This window comes from Planktothrix sp. FACHB-1365, assembly GCF_014697575.1.
In the GTDB taxonomy this organism is placed as follows: Bacteria; Cyanobacteriota; Cyanobacteriia; order Cyanobacteriales; family Microcoleaceae; genus Planktothrix.
Genome location: NZ_JACJSC010000008.1, coordinates 124696 through 139101, shown reverse-complemented (window position 1 = coordinate 139101; position 14406 = coordinate 124696). Strand labels below are relative to the sequence as shown.

Genomic DNA, 14406 nt, shown 5'->3' with positions numbered 1-14406 from the left:
GGAATTACGAATTACGAATTACGAATTACGAATTACGAATTACGAATTACGAATTACGAATAGGGAGGAGAAGAGTTTACCCTGTAGGTTTGAGCATCAGTCTATGTCCTAACAAAGCTTGGGCGGTTGCTATAATTTTTTTCAGAAAAAACTAACTTGAAATTCCCTGTTCTACCGCCTTACCTTCAACTCGGAGGTTCATCGTGGGTCGAAACAGAACGGAGGCGGCTTAATCGATTAGTTGCCCATTTAGCCAGTTCTTTAACTTCAGGATCAGGATCATCCATAGCTCGTTGTAAGATTTGATTCATTTGTGTTGCTAAATCATAAATTCGGGTTAAATCTCGAATAGCATTTTTTCTAACTTCAGCATTTTCATCTTGGAGAGACAAACTTAAGGCGCGACTCAGGGGTTTTAACGTGCGAGTTCCTATTTCTGAGAGAGCAGCTAAAACTAAACTACGTTGATTAGAATCCGAATAAATTAATAACTCCAATAACGGTTGAATCGCCCTCGAATCTCCTGCTTGCGCCAGTTCCCAAATTGCATTACTTCTAATATCAGGACTGGTCTGTTTTAAATCATTAATCCATTTGTCCTGGGGATCAAGTTTCAGTCCATCGGACTGTGGATTAAGATTCACCGTATCCGTTACGGGGATATTCGCCCCTAGGGGGTTTTCAGAGGTCGTCGGTTTGTCCGATGGCAGTACGGGAGGAGAAACCCGTAACGTCGCGTCTCCATAACCATTCTGTTCCACAGGCGCCGGAGGCTGTGACCGTTGCAGAACCGTGGGAGAAACTTGCATCTGTCCCTGGGTAATGGCAACCTCCACCGATGGCGGGGGGGATTGGGGGGGTTCAGGAAGATTTTCTGGAACCGTTTGCGCCTCAATATCCACCACCGTACCCTCCTCCTCATTAGGAGGACTCATCAGCCGAATTAAGATTAAAATAGCTCCGAGCGTAATCACAAAAGCTCCTACCCCTAGAATTAACATCTTTGAGGGGAAGCGGAAAGATGATTTTTTAGGTTTCGGCGGTTTTTTAGGCTCTTTGGCTGGCGGTTTTTCAGGGTTATTTTGGGCAACTTGCCGGGACACAGCAGCACGCTCTAAATCAGACCCAGCCGTGAGGGGTCGGGTAAAGAGATAGCCGTTTGTGTCTGTGAGATGTTGGGTTTCGGTCTCAACCTTCGCAACCGCACCTCCACTGAAGCAGAACGTTCCACCGCAGTAGGCAATACAAGCGAATATAAATAAGGTCAGGCGATAAAAAGGAGCCATGAGACTCAACTGAGTTTGTGAATAAGTTGACACACCGAGGGAGGTCAAAACCTAGATCATCAAAATGGTGTCAGAAACAATTTTAGGGCTAGTGTCCCAAGATGTCCTGTTGTTGCAAGAGTCTTGCTTAAGGGTCATTATCTTCCAAAAAATCACCCTTTTCCCCAGATTTTAAGGTAGAACTAGGGAAAGTTGAGCGTTAACCCTTGTCCCCCCATCCCCTTGTCCCCTTGTCCCCAGATCGTAAATTTATTACCACTGAGCCCCTGTTTATAGCAGGAGAAAAAGCCGAATCTCAAGTCTGGATGGCGATTTGCCGAAGCTTTGAGCCACGAGATTGTATTGCCTATTGGCAGTTTCCGATTTTCTCGAAAAAATTGGGAACCTTTCGGAAAGAACCAGATATATTAATCGTAGATGCAGAATTGGGATTAATTATTATTGAAGTGAAATCAATAACAATTGAGCAAATTCTAGGAATTACAGGTCATCACTGGCAACTCCAAAACTTTTATACCACCCGGGCGAACCCCTATCAACAGGCAGAACATCAACTCTTTGCCCTACTGGACTATTGCAACTTAGAAGAGAGCCTGCATCATCAAGTTCCCGGTCGTGTCCTCGTCGCCTTACCTCGCATTCTTCACTCTCAATGGCAACACCGGGGATTTGATCGGTTGCCCAGTTCTCCTCCTATTCTATTTCAAGAAGATCTAGGGTTTACAGCAAACACACCCTTTTTCTCGGAACCTTCACCCGTCAACGGTCAACACTCTAGTTTAATTGAAAAAATTGAGAATGCACCGTTAGTCACGCCGGGAAGTGAACTTTCCTCCGAACAATGGGCACTATTAAAAGCCGTCATTAGTGGAACACCCTTATTTCGTCCACCCAGTCGTCGCTTTTTCTTAACAAATTGGGATAACTTAGAACCTGCTTTAACCCGCAGTGCGGTGTTAGCTATTGCTAGAAAACGGGTTTCTGAACTAGATTTACAACAGGAACAAATTGCCAAGGTCATCCCCCCAGGGCCCCAACGAATTCGGGGAATTGCAGGTTCAGGAAAAACAGTATTACTGTGTCAAAAAGCCGCCCAAATGCACCTAAAACATCCTGAATGGGATATTGCCATTGTATTTTTTAGTCGCAGTTTATATGATCCAATTTTACAATATATTGATCAATGGTTAAAGCGATTTAGTTGTAATCAAATTGGGTATAATCCCCAGAATTCTAAATTAAAAGTGCTCCATGCTTGGGGAGCAAAAGATCAACCTGGTTTTTATCGTACCCTTTGTCAAGCTGCCGGAGTTTGGAGCCAAAGTGTTCAACAAACCACTCGTTCAACTGCCAATGAAGCCTTAGCAGAAGCGTGTTATCATTTATTAGCATCGGCAACAATTCCCGCCATCTTTGATGCTATTTTAATAGATGAAGGTCAGGATTTTATCGTTGATGAAGATTTAAAATTTGAGGGAAAACAGCCTTTTTATTGGATGGCAGTGCAAGCCTTACGTCCTGTTAATCGAGAAAAAGACAATAACCCTGAAATTCCTCAAAAACGCTTGATTTGGGCTTATGATGAAATTCAAAGTTTAGAAACTTTAAAAGTACCAACAGCCAGCGAATTATTTGGAGATGAGTGGGGACAATTAGTTACAGGAGAATATAGCAACGGCATTAAAAAAACCGAGATTATGTCTCGATCCTATCGGATTCCAGCCCCCATTTTAACAGCCGCTCACGGCATTGGTTTAGGGTTATTGCGTCCGCAAGGATTATTAACCGGAATGCAGTGGGCAGAAGATTGGGAAATGATCGGGTATAACGTCAGATTAACAAACTTAAAAGAACCCGAAAACTCTCCCTACAACTCTCCTTTAAAGTTGGGTGAAACCATTACCCTTCATCGTCCTGAACACAACTCACCTAATCCTATAGCAGCATTATGGAAACAACCATTAATTGAATTTGAAGCCTATCGTTCTCGTTCGGAAGAATTAATTAGTTTAAGCGATCGCATTCTATACAACTTAAAAATTGATGGCTTACGTCCCAGTCGAGAAATATTAGTGATTGTTTTAGGAATGGGATGGGAAGCCATAGAACTTGAAACCCAGATTGCTCGTTGTTTAATCCAGCAAGGAATTGATATTTTTATCCCTGGAACACCAGACTGTAACATTCTCAAACCCACCTCTAATAATGCCCATGCTAATCAATTTTGGTGTGAAGGCGGGGTAACGATTTCTCGTATTCATCGCGCCAAAGGACACGAAGCCGATATGGTTTATTTAGTGGGATTAGATCAAATTGCAATTGCTGAAAATAATCTTAATTTCCGTAATCAATTATTTGTCGCCATGACTCGTTCACGGGGTTGGTTGAGGTTAAGCGGTTTAGGTTCCTATCCTTTTTATGAAGAATTAGCACGAGTGATTGAAAGTGGAAATACTTTAACCTTTCGTTTACGGTTTCCCCCCCAACGAGATATCAGCATCACCGATGGCGGAGAACTGCTGCGAAGATATCAGAATGGCGATCGCAATTTTCAAGGCGCAAATCTATCCGCTCTCGATTTAACAGGAGTTAATTTAAGTCATGCTAATTTAATAGGAGCCAATCTTCAACAAACCAACCTCACCCATGCTAACTTAAATTACGCTAAATTAGTAGTAGCGAATTTAAGCCGAGCTAACCTGACAGGTGCTAATCTACAGCGAGTCAAATGTGTTGGGACTAATTTACAACAGGCTCAATTGAATTCTTGTGATTTGAGTCGTGCAGATCTCAGTGATGCTGATTTGAGTATGGCAGCATTGGTTCGCGCTAACTTAAAGGATGCTAATTTGAGTGGGACAAATTTAACACAGGTCGATCTTTCCGATGCTACTCTCCAGGGTGCTGTTGTCAATGAAGTCAACTGCACAGAAGTAATCCTAACGGGGGCAATATTACCCGAAGGTTGGATATTTGCAGGATGCTCACGGACGACCCTCACCGAATCAACTATAATAAGTTGAGATGATTTCGAACACCGAGAATTGGAACGCAAGTACGTTCTGGTACTTTGCTACCCCCCCGCCCGCCACCGCGTACCCAACAAACCGCCTCGTAACTTGCCTTTCGGACGTGAAGGAGTGAAGAATTAATCACCACACGTCCTATTTTCAGATGACACCCTTCCCCGCTTCGATAAACAAAAACCCCGCTATGATCACCCTACCTGGCTATCAGATTCTTAACCCGATTTATAATGGTTCGAGAACACTGGTTTATCGTGGGATTCGTTTATCTGATAATTACCCGGTTGTGATTAAACTATTACGCAGTGAATATCCAACCGTACCTTCTTTGATTGAATTTAGAAATCAATATCGCATCGCCAAAGCTCTTAATATATCCGGTATTGTTCCGATTCTGGATTTAGAACCCTATTGTAATGGGTTTGCCTTGATTATGGCTGATCAAGGCTATATTTCCCTAGCCGATTATTTGGTACAGCGAGAACTAACCCTCAGTGAATTATTAAAAATTGCCATTGAAATTACTCAAATTTTAGAACAATTGTATCAACATCGGGTGATTCATAAAGATGTTAAGCTGCAAAATATTTTAATTCACCCGGAAACTTTGAGGGTTCAACTAATTGACTTCAGTATTTCTATTCAACTCAACCATTCCCATCAAGAAGTTGTTAATTCTCAAGGATTAGAAGGAACTTTAGCTTATATGTCTCCCGAACAAACCGGACGAACCCATTGGGGTATTGATTATCGCACAGATTTGTACTCTTTAGGAGTAACCCTTTATCAATTATTAACTCGAAAACTTCCGTTTCCATCCTCCGATCCCCTAGAATTAATCCATGCTCACTTAGCCCTGCTTCCTCAGCCTTTAAGCAAAATTAAACCAACCTTACCGATAATGCTCAATAATATTATCTTAAAATTGATGGCTAAAAATCCAGACGAGCGTTATCAAACACCATTAGGACTGCGCTATGATTTAGAAAATTGTTTAGAACAATGGGAAAAACTGGGGGACATTCCTCCGTTTCCTTTGGCGACGATTGACTTAAATGATCGATTTATTATTCCGAATAAATTTTATGGGCGAGAGCCAGAAATTAAGCGTTTAACCTCGATTTTAAACAAGGCTCAATCAGAAATTATTGTAATTACAGGTCAATCAGGAATAGGCAAGTCCGCCCTCGTTCAAGAATTCTATCAAACCGTGGCATATTGTCGAACAGGAGTTCTGCCCGTAACTCCTTGCGTCACCTTTATTCACAGTTATTTTATCACCGGAAAATTTGATCAATTTAAAACGAATACGCCTTTCTGGGGGTGGGTACAAGGAATTAAACAATTAATTCAACAAGTGTTAACTGAACCTTTGGAACAGGTAGAAGCTTGGAAAAAGAAACTTTTAAATGGACTCGGAGATCAAGCCCCGGTTTTAATGGCTGTTATTCCTGAACTGAAAGTTTTATTAAATCAACAGTCTTCCCTGACTGAATTAGAGGTCAAAATTGACCTGAATCAGTTTAATCGCTTAATTCAAAAGCTCATTCAAACTTTTGCCCAACCTCATCATCCCTTAGTCATTTTTTTAGATGATTTACAATGGGCTGATGTTGAATCCTTACGATTAATTCAGGTTTTGATGAGTCCTGAACAAAATATTTATTCTACACCTCCAACCTTAGTGCTAATTTTAGCGTATCGGGATGACGAGATCGGGGAAACACATCCTTTAATTAAAATCTTAGAAACCTTAGAAAATTCAGGAATTCCCTTACATCGAATTCCTTTAAATGCTTTAGAAGATTCTGCCATTAATCAACTAATAGCAGAAACATTAGTTTGTTCCTTAGACCGGGCTAAACCTTTGGCAGAATTAGTCAGTCAAAAAACTCAAGGAAATCCTTTTTTTGTTCGTCAATTTCTCCAATCCTTATATACAGAAAAACTAATTTGGTTTAATCCGCCTCAATCTTCGTTGAAAAATCGAAATTTATTCGGAGGTTGGCAATGTAATTTAACTCAAATTAAAACCCGTTCTATTAACTCTAATATTTTAGATTTAATTCTTCATCAATTACAACAATTACCGCCAAACACCCAAGAAATTTTAAAAATTGCGGCTTGTTTAGGAAATCAATTTAATGCAGTAGATTTAGCCACCGCAACTCAAAAAACTTATTTAGAAACATTAAAAGCTTTAGAAATTGCTTTACAGGCTCAATTTATTGTTATTGCTAGAGATATTTATCCCTTTTATTCCTTAGAAACTGAAGTATCTTACCCTTCACACTTTGATCCGAATGAAACCTTACCGTTGTTACAACCCGGTATTGATAAATACCAATTTATTCATGACCGGGTTCAACAAGCTGCTTATCTTTTAATTCCCACTCATCAACGACAAGCGACCCATTTGAAAATCGGAAATTCCCTTTTAAATCAAATTAAAAAACAATATTTTAATCAATCCATTAAGATGATTTTAAATAAAATTTCAACCGAAGTTTTATTAAATATCATTAATCAACTTAATTTAGGAGTCGGCTTAATTCAGGATCAAAAAGAACGAGATCAATTAGCCTTATTTAATTTAATAGCCGGACGAAAAGCCAAAATTGCCACCGCCTATCCGACAGCCATTGGACATTTAGCAATTGGTCTGGGGCTATTGACAACGGAGAGTTGGGAACGAGACTATCAATTAACCTTAGAATTATACACAGAAGCAGCAGAAATTGCTTATCTTAGTCAAGATTGGGAAAATTTACAGAAGTGGGGAAATATTGTTTTAGAAAATGCTCAAACATTAGGACATAAAGTCAGAATTTATGAGTTAATGATTCAAGCTTATAGAATTCAAAATCAAGATGACAATGCGGTCAATCTTGCGTTAGCTGTTTGTCAACAATTAGGGTTTACCTGGGGTGATAATTTTAGTCAAGAAAGTTGGCAAAAATTTAAGCATAATTTTATGAATGATTTAGGGGGAAGAACACCCTTAGCGTTATTAGATTTACCGGAATTATCCGATACTAATTTAGTAAATTTATTTACAATTTTAACCTCTGCTTTTCCTTCCGCTTATCGGGTAATTCCCGAACAATTCCCATTTTGGGTTTTAAAACTGATTCATTTATCGTATCAACAAGGAAATACAACGTTATCAAGTTTTGTCTATGCTGTCTTTGGATTTATTCTTTGTACCCAAGGGGAAATTGAGTTCGGGAATCAAATGGGAGAATTAGCTTTAGAATTATCGCAAAAACAAGCAAATTCCGCATTAATTATCAAAGTTAAACAACTGGTTTATCGGTTTATTAAACCTTGGAAAACTTCCTTAAAGCAGGTTTTATCTCCCCTCAAAACTTGCTATTTACAAGCTCAAGAAGCTGGGAAAATTGATGAAGCTTATTGTCTCGCTCAAGCTTATCTTGAAATCGCTTATTTCACGGGAAACGATGTCTCTGAATTGGAGTTTGAATTGAGTCAGTGTTTAAATCAATTACAAAATTTTAAACCTCCGTCAGAACTATTAATTTTGACCACCTATTATCAAAGCTTGCAAATTTTAAATGGAAAATTAGAGGGAGACACCTCATTAAATTTTACAGGTCATGCTGAAAACGGCACAATAGGAACGACTGAAATTGGATATTCGACCCAGGAAATTTCTTTTGAACTTAGTTTAAATTTCATGGTTCTGAATTATAGATTAGATCAATTACAGCAGGCGAAGGAATGGTCTCAGCAAGCTGAATACTATTTAAACCAAGACACCTATTTTGTTTTACAACCGTTTTTTTATTGTTATCAATCTTTAATTAATTTAGCAATCTACCCGGAGTTATCGCCAGAAGACCAAGTTAAAATTTTAGAAAAAGTAACTCAAAATCAAGAAAAATTAAAAGCTTTTTCTCAGGGGACTCCGATGAACTTTTCCCATCTATTTTATTTGGTGGAGGCCGAATTTAACCACATTCAAGGAGATTATATTAAAGCCATTGAAGCCTATGAACAAGCGATTACTTTGGCTAAAACCTATCAATTTATTCAAGAAGAAGCGTTAGCAGAGGAATTAGCGGCTAAATTTTATTTAGATTGGGGGAAAGAAAAAATAGCCAGGGTTTATTTAATTGATGCCTATTATAGTTATGCTCATTGGGGTGCTTTGGCAAAAGTCAAAGATTTAGAATCTCGTTATCCTCAACTTTTACATTCTATTTTATCACAACTTGTTATTCCCACAACAGGCACAACAATCAGTAATAATACGACAGAAACCATTATTTCTAGTAGTCATGGAGGTTCGGCTGCTCTCGATTTAGCAACGGTAACAAAAGCTTCTCAAGCTTTATCTCAAGAAATCGATTTAGAACAACTTTTGAAACGATTAATTCAAGTGGTAATTGAAAACGCAGGAGCCGAAAAATGTTGTATTCTTTTATCTAAATCGGGAAAATTAGCGATAGAAGCAATAGCCAGTTTAAACCCGACGAAAGGAGGGTCTATTGAGATTGAATCCTTATTAAAATCTGTTTCTGTAGAACAGAGTAATGTTTTACCTTTGTTAATTCTGAATACCGTGATTCAAACCCAAGAGTTTCTAATTTTAGCAGATGCTCGTCAAGAATCTCGGTATCGTAATGATCCTTATTTAATAGAACATCAATCCAAATCAATCCTCATGACTCCCATTCAAAATCGAGGAAAATTGATTGGAATTCTATACCTTGAAAATAACTTAGCAACCGCAGTGTTTACTCCAGAACGATTAGAAGTCCTCAAAATTCTGTTTTCTCAAGCCGCGATTTCCATTGATAATGCTAAACTTTATTCTCAAGTTCGTAATAATGAACAACAGATGACGCAATTCTTAGAAGGAATTCCGGTTGGCGTTGCTGTTTTAGACCCTACGGGTAAACCCTATTTTACCAATCAAAAAGCTCAACAATTGCTCAAAACTAAAGTCACTCCTGGATTATTTTGTGAAGCTTTATCTAATATTTATCAAGCTTATCTTAATTGGTGTCAACAGCATCAATTTGATCAATTAACACCTTATTGTGATTTATATAATCCTACACCCGATACCACGTTTCTTTTAGAAGTGAATCAAGGAGAACAAACGATATTGCTTGAAAATTGGGTAACACCGACTTATGATGAAGAGGGGGATTTAATGTATGCGATTCTGGCGTTTCAAGATATCACAAAACGTCAGCAAACAGAACTGGCTTTAAGACAAGCCGAAGAAAAATATCGCAGTATATTTGAAAATGCCAGTGAAGGCTTATTTCAAACCACCAGGGAGGGGCATTATATCAGTGCAAATCCTGCCTTAGCGAAGATTTTAGGTTATGATTCTCCTTGGGATTTAATGTCAACGGTGATGAATGTTGAAGAACAAATTTATGTAGATTCTCAACGCCGATTAGATTTTATACAATTAATTGATCAACAAGGGGAAGTTTCAGGATTTGAATTTAAAGCCTACCGCAAAGATGGTAGCATTATTTGGATTTCAGAAAATGCACGGGCTGTCTTTAATGATCAGAATGAATTACTGTATTATGAAGGGTTTGTCGTTGATATTACGGAACGAAAAACTGCCGAAGAAGAACGCTTACAATTTATGGCAAAACTTTCAGAATTGAATCATCATTTAGATGAAGCGTTAGATTCGGAATTTGAACTAACGGATGCGGCGGCGCGATTCGTTCCCCATGAATTTTTATCTTTTTTAGGTTATGAAAGTATTGTAGAAGTTCAGTTAGGGGCGGCAGTTCAAAAGGAAATGTCGATTTTATTTGCTGATATTCGGGACTTTACCAGCCTTTCTGAAGGGATGACTCCTGAAGATAATTTTAAATTTATTAATGCGTTTTTAAGTCGCATGGAACCTGCCATCGTCGAAAATTATGGTTTTATTGATAAATATATTGGGGATGAAATTATGGCATTATTTGGCGGGTCTGCTGATGATGCAGTTCGGGCTGGGATTTCAATGATTAGCCGACTGAATGAGTATAATGAAACCCGACAACGCCCCGAACGTCCCCCGATTAAAATTGGAATTGGTATTAATACCGGAGGATTAATGTTAGGAATTGTGGGGGGTAAAAATCGACTGGATAGTACAGTGATTAGTGATTCTGTTAATGTAGCTTCTCGCATTGAAAATTTAACAAAAAATTATGGGGTGTCTTTATTAATTACCCATCCTACTTTTATGGCTTTAGGAAATGCCAACGAGTATGCAATTCGGATTATTGATCGAGTCAAAGTCAAAGGAAAATCCGATGCGGTAACGGTATATGAAGTATTTGATTCAGATTTGCCGGAAATAAAAGCCGGAAAACTTCGGACAAAAACCACCTTTGAATATGGATTAATGCAATATTATTTAGAACGTTACTCCGAGGCTGCTAGATTATTCCAAGAATGTCTACATTATCTTCCGATGGATAAAGTGGCTCAAATTTATTTAGAACGCTGTTTATCTAAAATGTCCTAAGTCTTTGATATGATTTGAACAATCCTTTGTGTGTTGAACCATTACCCAGTATGAGCGATTTGTATATTTCAGCGACGGAATACCACCACAAAATTGAAACCTTAGCCATCAAAATTTATCAGTCTCAATGGCAATTTAATCAAATTGTCTGTTTAGCGAGGGGAGGGTTACGAGTCGGGGATATTCTGTCTCGGATTTTTGAACAACCGATGGCGATTTTAGCAACATCATCCTATCATGGGCCAGGGGGAAAAGTTCGAGGCGCGATCAAAATTGCTGAACACTTAACCATGACGACGGACACCTTGGGAAGTCACGTTTTATTAGTGGATGATTTAGTGGATTCTGGGATTAGTTTACAAGAATCTATCCGTTGGTTGCAATCTCGTTATCCTCAAATCCAAGAGATGAAAACGGCCGTTCTCTGGTATAAAAGTTGTTCAGTAATGACTCCCGATTATTTTGTTGATTATCTAGCGGATAACCCTTGGATTCATCAACCCTTTGAATGTTATGAAAACCTGAATTTAGCCGAGTTGGAACAACAGGGTTAAGCAAGATAACTCATCACTGTTTCTCACCCCCTATTCCCTATTTTCTTTTCCCTTCTGTTCCCTCTTCCTGTAGATAGATTGCAAAATCTTAATTTTATCGATGTAAAATATTTGATTTTCTTAACATCTGGGGAACACACAATTTTAAAATCCTGTGTTATCTTAAAAAGCGTAAACACTGAACGCATTAAACCGTTTAGGGAGCCAAGGAGGTGATGCCCATGATTGAAAGTAGTAAACCCATGGGTCACCGGATTGGAAAATGCCGACTGTGCGCCGGGGCTGTCATCTAGTCTAAAGTTTGTGTTCATTCAGGACACTCGCTGACCTAGATAACCGGACTCATACTAAATGATCTTCCGGCAGTCAGGTTCTAATCCAGGAGACCCGCTAGACCGCTCTTACCCTATTGTGAAGGCAACTGCTAACACAAACTCTGGGTGAGAGCGGATAGTTATTTTAATCCTACATTTATTATCATTTTAAAGTAGCCCATGGTAGGACGACTCAGTAATAGCGAAATTCAACGCCTTTCCCAGCAAGTTCCAGCTTGGACAGTGGAGGGAAACTATTTAAAATTAGTCAAACGATTTAAAAATTTTATTGAAGCGATTGAATTTGTAAACAAGTTAGTCGAACCTTCAGAAGTTGCTGGACATCACCCCGATTTAGAGATTTCTTATAATAAAGTCACCATTAGTCTAACAACTCATGACGCTGGGGGGTTAACCGAGAAAGATTTTGCTTTAGCTCAACAAATTTCAGCACTGGGTTAATCATAACATCAGTGCTGATTTTTTTTCTGAATAACTTTAGGATAGAGTAACTAAATTTCACCGTATTAATAGTTCGAGGGAAGTGGAGTGAAAGTGTCGAATGAAAATAATTTTTGAGAAACCCGAATTGTTCCATAACTTCGATGAGCAAGCCGAACTCATTGAGAAACTGCTTGATATTGGTACGGCTCTATCTGGAACTCAAGAGTTAAGTACCCTGCTGAATTTAATATTAACAAAAAGTCGGGAAATTACTTGGAGTGATGCGGGAAGTGTCTATCTCATCGATAACAGTGATAACAACCCCAAATTGCTGTTTAAAGTTGCCCAAAATGCGTCTTTACCCAATTTATCCTTTAAAGAATTTGCCATTCCTTTAACTCCTCGAAGTTTAGCTGGATATGTGGCGTTAAAATCCGTTTCATTAAATATTCCCGATGCCTATAATTTACCAGAACATGAACCCTATCAACTGGATCGTAGTTTTGATGAAAATATTAGTTATCGGACTCGTTCGGTATTAGTGGTTCCGATGCAAAATCGCAAAGGAGAAGTGATTGGGGTTCTACAACTCATTAACCGCAAAATCAACCCGGATGTAGCAATTACGGCTGAAAATGCAGTAGAAATGACCCAACCTTATTCGATTTGGGAAGAGCGAATTTTGCGATCGCTCGCCTCCCAAGCCGCTATTTCCATTGAACGAAATCACTTACAAGAAAGTATTGAACATCTATTTGAGGGGTTTGTTCGCACATCTGTACAAGTGATTGAAGCTCGTGATCCTTGTACCTTTGGTCACTCAGAACGAGTGGCAGAATTAGCAGTTCGTTTAAGTCAAGAAGTTAATACGGTTAATTCAGGTTCCTTAGCACCTTTTTGTTTTAGTGAACGTCAACTTCAAGAACTTCGCTATGCTGCATTATTACATGATTTTGGGAAAGTGGGTGTTCCTGAAGCAATTTTAACCAAACCGAAAAAACTTTATTCGCTGCAATTAGAGGTTATCCGTCATCGATTTGCCTTAGCACAACGCACCTTAGAATTAGAATGTACCCAAACTAAATACGAACATTTGTTGCAGCATTCCGCCCATAAATTATCCCCAGAAACGGAATGTCAATTTTGTAAATCTATCCCAGAATTAGATACAAAATTATCAGAATCAATTGCTAAATTAAGCCAATATTGGGCCGTTTTGTTAGAAGCAAATGAACCCAGAGTTTTAGCAGAAGATCCCTTAAACCATCTGCGGGAACTGGCTCAAATGACCTATCGAGATTTAGATGGACAAATAAAACCTTTATTAACTTCAGAAGAAATTAATCAACTGTTAGTAGAACGAGGAAATTTAACCCCAGAAGAACGAGAAAAGATTGAATCCCATGTTAGTTATACTTATGAATTCTTAAAGCAAATTCCCTGGACAAATGACTTAAAAAATATTCCCACAATTGCTTATCGACATCATGAAAAACTGGATGGAACCGGATATCCTTTGGGATTAAAATTCCCCGAAATTCCCATCCAAGCTCAAATTATTACTATTGCAGATATTTATGATGCCCTAACAGCCGGCGATCGCCCTTATAAAAGCGGATTACCTACTGTAACAGCTTTAAAAATCTTACAACAAGAAGCCGCCAACAATAAAATTAATGCTGATTGTTTAGAACTCTTTAAACAACGAAAAGTTTATGAAGTGTTAGGACATACAATTGATGTCGTCATGGAATTAGCTTGATAGCGGAGCCGAATTTGACCATGTTGATCCGCCAAGGGTTGACCGTCTTCATCTCGCAAAACCGGATTAGTAATGATGCAATAATAGCGAGGGGGGACAACGATCATGGACTCTGGACGTAAGGCAAGGCGATCATGATCCCGAAGCGTAATGGTTTGGGGGCCAACTTCTAAGCGAGTGACCCCGGTATTGGTATCGAGAATATGGATGTATTGTTGGGGTTTGAGGCGAATAACTCCACTGGCGGTTTCAGGACTATCCATCCGGTTGTCCGCCTTGCGTTCTCCAGTCAACATGGTTGTGGCCTAAATACTGTAAATCCACTATCTTCTGATACGAATTAGAGTTGTGTGATAGGGATCACGGTTGTGTTGAGGTTTGGGTCAATCGGTTTGAGAAGAATACTGGTTTACTTTTTTCCGTAGTGCTATAACACAGCCTGCAAACACAGAAAATAGACCGATCCCAATCAGTTAGCTGCCACCACTGTATGCTCATCGCAG

General features: G+C 38.9%; 7 protein-coding genes. 5 read left to right on the top strand and 2 right to left on the bottom strand.

What is annotated here, in order from left to right; translation table 11 throughout:
* Window positions 1–185: 185 nt before the first annotated feature.
* Window positions 186–1286, bottom strand: a complete 1101-nt coding sequence (locus tag H6G57_RS28690) for a HEAT repeat domain-containing protein (protein ID WP_199314232.1) — start codon at window positions 1284–1286, stop codon at window positions 186–188.
* 230 nt (window positions 1287–1516) lie between these two features.
* Between H6G57_RS28690 and H6G57_RS12305 the strand changes: the two genes are divergently transcribed.
* From H6G57_RS12305 to H6G57_RS12285, 5 genes are all read left to right on the top strand, one after another.
* On the top strand, window positions 1517–4309 hold the full coding sequence (locus tag H6G57_RS12305; protein WP_242048957.1) for a pentapeptide repeat-containing protein: 2793 nt from the start codon (window positions 1517–1519) through the stop codon (window positions 4307–4309).
* A gap of 190 nt (window positions 4310–4499) precedes the next feature.
* The gene (locus H6G57_RS12300; RefSeq protein ID WP_190518937.1) at window positions 4500–10829 is read left to right on the top strand and encodes an AAA family ATPase; all 6330 of its coding nucleotides are present in this window, start codon (window positions 4500–4502) and stop codon (window positions 10827–10829) included.
* 50 nt (window positions 10830–10879) lie between these two features.
* Window positions 10880–11383, top strand: a complete 504-nt coding sequence (locus tag H6G57_RS12295) for a phosphoribosyltransferase (RefSeq protein ID WP_190518935.1) — start codon at window positions 10880–10882, stop codon at window positions 11381–11383.
* A 494-nt stretch (window positions 11384–11877) separates the two neighbouring features.
* Window positions 11878–12159 carry a 4a-hydroxytetrahydrobiopterin dehydratase gene (locus H6G57_RS12290; RefSeq protein ID WP_190518933.1) on the top strand — a complete coding sequence of 94 codons (282 nt, stop codon included), beginning with the start codon at window positions 11878–11880 and terminating at the stop codon, window positions 12157–12159.
* A 100-nt stretch (window positions 12160–12259) separates the two neighbouring features.
* Window positions 12260–13903: an HD family phosphohydrolase gene (locus H6G57_RS12285; protein ID WP_190518932.1), complete on the top strand. Its 1644-nt coding sequence runs from the start codon at window positions 12260–12262 to the stop codon at window positions 13901–13903.
* Here H6G57_RS12285 and H6G57_RS12280 read toward each other — a convergent pair.
* The gene (locus tag H6G57_RS12280) at window positions 13855–14199 is read right to left on the bottom strand and encodes a hypothetical protein (RefSeq protein ID WP_190518930.1); all 345 of its coding nucleotides are present in this window, start codon (window positions 14197–14199) and stop codon (window positions 13855–13857) included. The genes H6G57_RS12285 and H6G57_RS12280 overlap by 49 nt on opposite strands.
* Window positions 14200–14406: the final 207 nt, after the last annotated feature.

Bases quoted from the DNA above. Each gene is read 5' to 3' on its own strand.
- H6G57_RS28690 (WP_199314232.1), bottom strand. From the start codon at position 1,286: ATGGCTCCTTTTTATCGCCTGACCTTATTTATATTCGCTTGTATTGCC.
- H6G57_RS12300 (WP_190518937.1), top strand. From the start codon at position 4,500: ATGATCACCCTACCTGGCTATCAGATTCTTAACCCGATTTATAATGGT.
- H6G57_RS12295 (WP_190518935.1), top strand. From the start codon at position 10,880: ATGAGCGATTTGTATATTTCAGCGACGGAATACCACCACAAAATTGAA.
- H6G57_RS12290 (WP_190518933.1), top strand. From the start codon at position 11,878: ATGGTAGGACGACTCAGTAATAGCGAAATTCAACGCCTTTCCCAGCAA.
- H6G57_RS12285 (WP_190518932.1), top strand. From the start codon at position 12,260: ATGAAAATAATTTTTGAGAAACCCGAATTGTTCCATAACTTCGATGAG.
- H6G57_RS12280 (WP_190518930.1), bottom strand. From the start codon at position 14,199: ATGTTGACTGGAGAACGCAAGGCGGACAACCGGATGGATAGTCCTGAA.